Source organism: Pseudovibrio ascidiaceicola (assembly GCF_900114245.1).
In the GTDB taxonomy this organism is placed as follows: domain Bacteria; phylum Pseudomonadota; class Alphaproteobacteria; order Rhizobiales; family Stappiaceae; genus Pseudovibrio; species Pseudovibrio ascidiaceicola.
The window spans coordinates 1-5113 of record NZ_FOSK01000034.1 but is presented as its reverse complement, the minus strand read 5'-3'; the positions used below and the strand labels follow the sequence as shown (position 1 = coordinate 5113).

General features: G+C 50.4%; 3 protein-coding genes and 1 pseudogene. 3 read left to right on the top strand and 1 reads right to left on the bottom strand.

What is annotated here, in order from left to right; all coding sequences use genetic code 11:
* Positions 1-166 precede the first annotated feature (166 nt).
* On the bottom strand, positions 167-988 hold the full coding sequence (locus tag BM231_RS26645) for an AraC family transcriptional regulator (protein ID WP_093524400.1): 822 nt from the start codon (positions 986-988) through the stop codon (positions 167-169).
* Positions 989-1053: 65 nt separating this feature from the next.
* On the opposite strand from BM231_RS26645, the gene BM231_RS26640 reads away from it, so the two are divergent.
* The 3 genes and pseudogenes from BM231_RS26640 to BM231_RS26630 form a co-directional block, all read left to right on the top strand.
* Positions 1054-2013 carry a DMT family transporter gene (locus BM231_RS26640; protein ID WP_093524402.1) on the top strand — a complete coding sequence of 320 codons (960 nt, stop codon included), beginning with the start codon at positions 1054-1056 and terminating at the stop codon, positions 2011-2013.
* A 519-nt stretch (positions 2014-2532) separates the two neighbouring features.
* A complete protein-coding gene (locus BM231_RS26635) occupies positions 2533-3555 on the top strand; it encodes an alpha/beta hydrolase family protein (RefSeq protein ID WP_093524399.1) in 1023 nt (340 codons plus the stop codon).
* A 749-nt stretch (positions 3556-4304) separates the two neighbouring features.
* A pseudogene (locus BM231_RS26630) lies at positions 4305-5113 on the top strand (hypothetical protein); the annotation flags it as partial.

The window sequence follows — 5113 nt, the reverse complement described above, 5'->3', positions numbered from 1 at the left end:
CCCGCTTAAACTCTTCCGTGTAATGTTTGCGCCCCATAAAGTCCTCCTGATCTTAATGTATCAGAAGGCTCTCTACTTTTCCTGAGCCAGTCCAATTCGTTAGCAGAAACACTCTGAACTCATTCGGCGACGGCTATTCAAATTTGATAGTATTTTTTCAAGATGCTTATTTGAGAACTGACTTGCGATAGCCGTCAGGTGTTTTCCCGATCATCCGCCCGAACATAGCGATGAAGGATGAGGCGCTGCCATAACCCAGTTGATCAGCGATGCTTTGCACGGGATCTCCAGCTTCCAGCATTGGCATCGCCTTGAGTACGCGCAACCTTTGCTTCCATTCTGCAAAGGGGATCCCGAGATCGCGCTTGCACCTACGGATCAGCGTGCGCTCCGATGTATCATGGAGCCGGGCGAGTTCCGCTAATGACCGATTGTCATGCGGATTATCTTGTAGATGCTGAAGCACCTTCCCCAGTATGGGGTCGGTCGTCGAGGGCAGAAAAGAACCGACCTGCTGTCCTTCTGCAAATTGATCAACCACGACCTGCAAAAACCGAAGGTGTGCAGGATTGGACGGGCACGTACCTTCCTTCTCCCTCAGATACTCCAGCATGGTCCGAAGCATCGGGTTGACCTCGAGTGCTGTGGTCCGCTGGGGGAGTGGTCCGCAGAGATCAAGGGAAACATAAAGAGAGCAATGCACGGCAGCCTGCCTGTTCAATCCTTGATGTTCCACGTCTGGCGGCAACCATACGGCATATTGTGGCGGAGCAAGGAAGTGACCATCCCTGAGGTTGATTTCCATTACACCACTATAAGAGTAAACCAGCTCACCCCATGGGTGGCTATGACGTGGGTAAATCGCATTCTTTGGCATCTGCGCCGACCGGAAATAAAGCGGCTGTGGCAAGCGCTCTCGAAACGGAACGTCATGTATGCGAGAGCCTTCCCCGGATCTATCTGTCAGATTTTCTACAGCTTTTGTCATTTAATCAATATATACTGATCAAATGACAAAAGCTATTGTCCTTGAACTCAACAAGGAGAATGGTTTTGGATCAGCGCAAGCCACTTGATATCACAGCAATCGGCTTGATGGTCGTTATTTGCACAATCTGGGCCATGCAACAAATTGGCCTCAAGGCGACTGAATCTTATGCTTCTTCCGTGTTTCAGATCGGCATTCGCTCAGGGTTAGCTGCCGCTTGCGTATATACTTTGACCGCGTTTCGGCAAAAGCGCCCCCTCTTATCGGGAGGAACTGCATTGCTCGGAGCGCTGGCAGGACTTCTTTTCGCCTTTGAGTTCCTTCTTATAGGGAAAGCGCTTGAATACAGCACCGCATCTCACGTGGTTGTTTTCCTTTACACAGCTCCCGTGTTTGCCGCTTTGGGTCTTCATCTGAAACTCTCAACCGAGCGTCTTTCTGCCCTTCAATGGGGCGGTATTTTCGTGGCCATCATCGGCATTGCATATGCCTTCCTCACACCGGGACCAGATCAATCCGGAACACCTGCTGCTGCCTCTATGCTTTTAGGAGATACGCTGGCTCTATTGGCCGCAGTTCTTTGGGGAGCGACAACCGTTTTGATCCGAACAACACGTCTCAGTGAGTTGTACGCCACCCATGTTCTTTTCTATCAACTCGCGATTACCGCGATCATTCTGATTACGATCGCGGCGTTTACCGGTCAGGCTGGGATCATCCCGTCAGCGCCACTTTTCTGGAACCTTGCCTTCCAGAGCGTGATTGTTGCCTTTGCAAGTTTCCTGTGCTGGTTCTGGATGTTGACACGTTACAAGGCCACACAATTGGGTGTGTTTTCGTTCCTGACCCCTCTGATCGGGGTCATCCTTGGCTACTTCCTTTTAGGAGACGCTCTGACGACCGGGTTTCTGATCGGGTCCGCAGGGGTGCTGATCGGTATCATCATTGTCAGTGCCAGCCCTTGGGTCGAGCGAAGCCTTCGCACTTACCGTACCCCCCGAAAGGATCAGGAAATCACCACATGACAGCCCATATCATTGTGGTTTATCTCAAGCCCCCTTCACAGCTGCTGCGTAGGCAGTCCTGTTGAGAGCAAAGCACTAATGAAGGTCGACTAAGGAGCCGGAGGGACAAACAAGCAAACTCACTAAAGCATCCATGGTATCTTTCAAGAGCGCTGTTCAATCCTTGATTGAAGTGTTTGAAGGGTCGTGATTGGCCCAAACTTTTTGACACTCCCGACACGTAGCAGCGGACTATTTTCCGACATTCTCCTAAGTACAGGGCCTCGCCGGTTTTATGTTCTTGCTATTTCTGGTTGTGTGCATCCCGCGACTCAGCACACAGTGCAAAAGAAGCTCAATAGCAGCAGAGCGATAATCATGGGTATTGGTAGAACTGGCATCAGGCGAGGTCCTTTTCCTTACTTAATAGGACCTAAATCCTGATCTGCGTGACCTTAAACCTGATTCAGGTCGAATAAAATCCCGTCAGCGTTTGAATGAAGGTGTCAACATTCAAACCACTTCACCGATAGGCACTCCATGAAAACTACTGTCCTTGCCCTCGCTTCGATCCTCTCTGCTGGCACTGAAATCGCAACACAAGATGTCGGCCTCGACGAGCTGACTATAGCGGTTCCCCATCATGACCAAGATATGCAGATGGCTGTCATGTTCCCTGCCGTGGGTCAGCACCAGACCATGTTTGCTGAAAATGCGATATTTTATGGAACATCTGTGTTCAAAGATGCCGAACCGGTACCGGGACGACATCCGGTCGTTCTTCTCTCTCATGGCTGGGGTGGCAATTACGCTCGGATGGCGTGGCTCAGCGCAGGGTTGGCTTCCAAAGGGGCAATCGTTGTGGCAGTAAACCATCCAAGCAGTACAACTTTTGATTTGGACTTCGACACCGCATTCAATCATTGGACCCGCGCCGAAGACATGTCCGCTGCATTGGACTATGTATTACAAGATCCGATTTTCGCACCCATCATCGACGAAACACGGATCTATGCCACAGGCTTATCCTACGGGGGATGGACTGCCCTTTCACTTGCAGGTGTCCAAGGCAATCGGGACGGTTTTTTCGAGTATTGCAAAGCTGCGGGTGCAGGGTCACGATTTTGCGCTGAACTGACATCCGAAGGCGTCGACATCACGGCAATCGATCAAGACAAGTATGAGGCATCCTACAGGGATCCGCGTATCAGTGGCGTCGCAGCTATTGATCCTGGTCTAACTTGGGATCTTGCGCCGCAGGATGTGCAGGATGTAACGGTTCCGCTTCTTCTTGTAGGGATGGGCGAAGGAACCCATAGGCTCAATGCGACAGACACGAGCGCTATGGGGAGCAATTTTGAGACTTTGGTGCCGCAGGCTTCTGTTAAGACAATCGCACCTGCTACGCATTTTACAGCACTTGGACTTTGCAAGCCCGCAGGTGAAGCTCTTCTGATAGAAGAACAAGATGATCCTGTCTGCACCGACCCGGTGGGGACGGATCGAAGTCAGGTGCTTGACACCATTATCGACGCCTTGGCGGATCACTTTGAATTAAACTGAGGCACTCCATGGGGCATCTGGCGTGGGGGTACAGATGTCCTTGCTATCTTTCAATGCAGCACACTGATACCTACTGAATTGGCGGAGCATTGCCGACTTGATTCAACGTTCCATGCCCAACTCCAAGCTGAGACATCCGATATTGGTGCAAACCGCTGCAATTGGTAAAGAGGGCTCAACGACCCGTGACACATCCAGCAAAAGTGAGCACATAGGTCCGACCGAAAAGCATTCATGAAAACGCCAGCAGTAACTTCTAAAAGAATTGCCTCAACCTCAGAAAGAAACGCTCGAATGTCTGTTGTTGGCTCGAGACACCTCGTAGTAGCCATGCTCATTTCCAATTTTCGGCACCGTAGCAATGCCTACTTTGTCTGCAGAACAGTTGTTCAAGCGCGCCACATAGAGAGTTCACTATGGGATCAATAGGCGCTTATCAAATTTGAGGCTTCATTACTCTGGCAGAAGTCTGGACTATTTTACACGTATCCTGAATACGCCTCATCAAACTGATTTGCGAACAAATAAGCTACCGTTCAAATGCAAACAGTTTGGAGATGTCTTAAGTCATCAGAAACTGTCACATTCACCAAGTTACCTATCCTCTGCGTTATGTGCCAGTATAGATGCAGATAATTTGCTGAGCACCATACCCGCAAATATCACTTGAGTATGTAGTTACCACGTTTCCTTATGTACGTGGCGTAGATATCTGAATGTAACCATCTAAAAGCAGAACGCACCGTGAAATGTTACTAACGGCCACAAGAACGAAATGGCAGATTGCAAATCTTGAAGATTTAGGATTTGCGTGTATTCGGTGTGTCTTTTTTCAGGTAATTTTAATCGGCGGTTTCTTCATTTTTGCGCTTTGCACCACGAGCTACGGTGCCGCCCAAACGGATCGGACAGCTTCGCTCATCCGTATTGAAGGCCCTATAGGACCGGCCACTGCTGACTATGTGACACGTAGCCTCCAATCCGCTCAGGAAAATGGGGCCACGCTTGTCATCCTCACCTTAAACACCCCTGGCGGTCTCGACACCGCAATGCGAACCATCATTCATGCCATTCTGGCATCTCCGGTTCCAGTTGTTGGGTATGTTGCACCGAGCGGTGCACGTGCGGCCAGTGCTGGAACCTACATTCTCTACGCATGCCATATTGCTGCCATGGCACCGGGGACCAATTTAGGTGCAGCAACACCGGTTCAAATAGGCGGTGGTCTTCCCGGATCTGGAAGCTCCGACAACGAAGAGGATGAAGAGAAAAGTAAGGCCCCTTCCTCCTCCGTCAAAGCTATCAGTGATGCGAAGGCCTACATCAAGAGCCTCGCTCAGTTGAGGAACCGAAACTCAGAGTGGGCGGAAAAGGCGGTCAGCGAAGCTGCTAGCCTAACGGCGGTCGATGCTCTTGACGAAGGGGTCATAGATTTGATTGCCGATAATCAAACCGATCTTTTACGGCAAATAAATGGGCGGTCTGTGGAATTGCCGGCAGGACAGGTTAGCCTCAATACTGATAGTGTGACGATTATTCCGCTGGAGCCAGATTGGCG